This is a genomic window from Rhodococcus sp. R1101 (assembly GCF_000278445.1).
GTDB lineage: Bacteria > Actinomycetota > Actinomycetes > Mycobacteriales > Mycobacteriaceae > Rhodococcus > Rhodococcus gordoniae.
On sequence record NZ_AJVB01000441.1, the window covers coordinates 1 to 3,262 of the forward strand.

Sequence of the window (3,262 nt, forward strand, 5' to 3'; positions counted from 1 at the left end):
ATCCCACCGGCCAAGATAGTGTTACCGTTGGTTACAAACACAGTGGCCGGTCGCGAAGGAATCTCGTATGTGGATGCTGTCCGGAAAACTACTCCGACGTCGAATCCTGTTCGTCCTCGCCGTACCCCTCGGCGCCGGCCTGCTGTCCGCGCTCGCACACCTCCTCCAGCGACGCCACGGACGACCCACCTCCGTCTCCGAATCCCTGTTCGCCATCGCGAGCGCCCTACGGCGCCGCACCTTCCCGGCCCGGAACGTGAGCGACCATCCGGCCCGGAGCGTGAGCGACCATCCGGCCCGGAGCGTGAGCGACCATCCGGCCCGGAGCGTGAGCGACCATCCACCGGCCCCCGAGACGCGAGGACAGCCATGACCACCCACACCGTCAGGAACGGACCCGTCCGGCTCCACGTCGTCGAAGAAGGCAACCCGCACGGACCGACCCTCGTCCTCGTCCACGGCTGGCCCGACACCCACGCCCTGTGGGACCGCATCACACCCCTGCTCGCCGACGATTTCCGCATTCTCCGCTACGACAACCGCGGCGCCGGCAACTCCACTGTCCCGCGCCAGGTAGGGCACTACCGTCTCGATCACCTCGCCGCCGACCTGCACGCCGTGATCGACGCCCTCGCCCCGAACGCACCGGTGCACCTGCTCGGCCACGACTGGGGCGCCGTGCTGTGCTGGGAAGCGGTGTGCGAACCCGGCGCCCGCGACCGCATCGCCTCCTACACCTCCGTGTCCGGCCCCAACCTCGACCATCTCGGCCTGTGGCTACGTCGACGGCTCCGACAGCGACGCCCGCTCGGACCGGCCGAACAGACCCTCGCCTCCGCCTACACCCTCGCCTTCCAGATTCCGGGCCTGCCGAATCCCGTGCTGCGCCGCTGGCTCTCCCACCACTGGCCGGCCTTCGTCGGAATCTTCGACCGCACCGACCCCGCCGCGATCGAACCCGTCGCCCCGACCCTCGCCGACGACATGGTGCACGGACTGTCCCTGTACCGCGCGAACATCCGTGCCCGGCTCGCCCGGCCCCGCGCGCGGCGCACCGACGTTCCGGTGCTGGTGATCCAGAACCTGCGCGACCGCGCGGTGCGCCCGGTGAGCTACGAGGACACCTCCCACTGGGTCACCGACCTGCGTATCCATCCGCTCGACGCCGGACACTGGTCACCGCGCTCCCACCCGCGCGAACTCGCCGCCGCCACCGTCCGGTTCGTGCAGCAGATCGAAGCGGTGCGCGCCTGACCTCCGGCGGGATCAGCCGGACGAGGATTCTGCGCGCGGCGCCGGCTCCACCAGGGGATCGTCGTGCACCGGTAGCCGGCGCGGACCCGGCCCCTGCGTCCCGAGTACGTCGCCGGGATTCGCGAGCGGGCACGATGCCAGGCTCAGGCAGCCGCAGCCGATGCAGTCGGTGAAACTGTCGCGCAGCGCGGTGAGATCCTCGATGCGGCGGGTCAGCCGGTCGTGCCACGCCCGGGACAGCCGCGCCCAGTCCGCGGTGGTCGGCACGCGACTGTCCGGCAGCGAATCGAACGCTTCCTTGATCTCGTCGAGGGACACCCCGACGCCCTGGGCGACCTTGATGAACGCGACCTTGCGCAGCATGTCCCGGCGGTAGCGGCGCTGATTGCCGGAGGTGCGGCGACTGGTGATGAGCCCCCGCGACTCGTAGTAGTGCAGTGCCGAGACCGCCACCCCGGAACGGTCGGCCAACTGGCCGGGTGTCAGCCAGATCGCAGGGTTCATCGGTGCCCCTCCTCGCCGCGCAGACATCGTGATCGAGTTGTGCTGCACAGTACCGGGACGGCGACCGCGCACGCCGGATAGCCGGGCTCAGAACGACGGGGGCCCGAACTCGGCGGCGACCTCCGGCGCATCCATCCGCAACATGTCGTAGGCGGTGTGCGCCAGCGACCGTACCGACTTCGGATACGGTCGCTCGAAACGCTCGCAGACCCGCGCGGTGGCCAGCGCGGCCTCGAACCGCCACTTACGGGAACCGCTCACGAACGTCCGGGCCTGGAACAGATAACTCGATGCGGGGATCGTCACGCGACCACCGTAGAACCTGCGGGCGGGTGCCGGGGGAGCACCACGCGGAGATCGTGCAACGTCACTGTCACCGTGACGAATCGTAGGACGTGGCGAGGGGTGACCGGGGAGGGGAGAGGTGCGCGATCCTGAGGTCGTCGAACCCGGGGTGCGCGTGCCGCCGCCTGCCGATGAGGTGGGGTGGGGGAAGGCGGTCGGTATTGGGGGGCTGGCCCGGCGAAGAAGGCCGCACGACGCCGTAACCCCGTCGAGGAGAATGTCATCTGTAAGCGAACTCAATTGCGGCAGTGGAGTATTCGTGGATAACGGTGATTATCCATCAAATAGGGAAGAGGCGGGAATGGGCGACGGGTGGCATCTACACCTCGGGGGACGGGGTTCATCCGTATCGCCACCCGTGCATCACTCGGCATGATGCACCGCGTGCAGAGCGTGCACGCGACGTCGACCACATGGTGTCGTCGCATCGGACCCGTCGGCAAGCTGTGTATCGGCGCAGCGCCGACGGTGACTGTTGTGGTGATCGTTTCACCGACGCGATCCGGCCTCGGGGCCGGATCGAGCCGAAGTCCGGATCGGCCCGGCTGGGGTCGAGCAGAGTCGGGCCGGTGGTGGCGCGGGACCCCGTAGTGAGGTCGCATCGATACGGATCGATACGGATACGGATGCGAGGATGCCGAACCGCTCAGGCGCCCTGCCGTAGTCGTCCGGAGGAGGCCCGATTCCACTTTAGTTAACATAATGTAGATTATCGGCAATAATGATATGCGTCGTGACCTGGACTTCGGCGCCGTGAATCCTCATGCTCCTGGCCGATGTCCCGATTCGCAGATTCGCGACGTCGGTGCACGCCACGGCATCGCGTCGCGCGCCGTGTCGTCCGGCGCGTGTTGTTCGCTCCGCGGCGTACGGCGTGCGAACCGCGCCGCGCCGACTCACTCCCGACGCTCGATCTGCCGTGCGCCCGCCGGGCCCGATCCGCACCGACCCGGTCCTCGGTCTCCGGCCGGCCCGGCGCCGTGTGCCCGTCTGCTGCCTCGGGCGCCCGAGGTGACCTTCCGGGCCGGCCGCCCCTCGTCCCCTGCCCGTCCGGGTTCGACCGTCATAAAAACGTCACTGTGACGTTTTTATGGGACCGTGGGAGTCCCGCTGTGATCGCGTATCTGCGTCGATATCATCGGCGTGGCAGTGACAACGC

4 protein-coding genes are annotated in these 3,262 nt (G+C 68.5%); 2 read left to right on the plus strand and 2 right to left on the minus strand.

The features are described from left to right. Nucleotides 1–67 precede the first annotated feature (67 nt). Both R1101_RS29785 and R1101_RS0119460 read left to right on the plus strand, forming a co-directional pair. Entirely contained in the window at nucleotides 68–373 is a 306-nt protein-coding gene (locus R1101_RS29785) for a hypothetical protein (protein WP_081494138.1), read from the plus strand. Beyond that, nucleotides 370–1,254 (plus strand): alpha/beta fold hydrolase, encoded by an 885-nt coding sequence (locus tag R1101_RS0119460; RefSeq protein WP_016934992.1) that lies wholly within the window; start codon nucleotides 370–372, stop codon nucleotides 1,252–1,254. Before R1101_RS29785 ends, R1101_RS0119460 begins: the two co-directional genes overlap by 4 nt. 12 nt (nucleotides 1,255–1,266) lie before the next feature. Here the strand turns inward: R1101_RS0119460 and soxR are convergent, their stop codons facing one another. Further along, complete coding sequence (gene soxR / locus R1101_RS0119465; RefSeq protein ID WP_016934993.1) at nucleotides 1,267–1,758, minus strand: redox-sensitive transcriptional activator SoxR; 492 nt, start codon at nucleotides 1,756–1,758, stop codon at nucleotides 1,267–1,269. Between the two features lie 87 nt (nucleotides 1,759–1,845). Beyond that, nucleotides 1,846–2,064 carry a hypothetical protein gene (locus R1101_RS0119470; protein WP_016934994.1) on the minus strand — a complete coding sequence of 73 codons (219 nt, stop codon included), beginning with the start codon at nucleotides 2,062–2,064 and terminating at the stop codon, nucleotides 1,846–1,848. Nucleotides 2,065–3,262: the final 1,198 nt, after the last annotated feature.

Bases quoted from the DNA above. Each gene is read 5' to 3' on its own strand.
- soxR (WP_016934993.1), bottom strand. From the start codon at position 1,758: ATGAACCCTGCGATCTGGCTGACACCCGGCCAGTTGGCCGACCGTTCC.
- R1101_RS29785 (WP_081494138.1), top strand. From the start codon at position 68: ATGTGGATGCTGTCCGGAAAACTACTCCGACGTCGAATCCTGTTCGTC.
- R1101_RS0119460 (WP_016934992.1), top strand. From the start codon at position 370: ATGACCACCCACACCGTCAGGAACGGACCCGTCCGGCTCCACGTCGTC.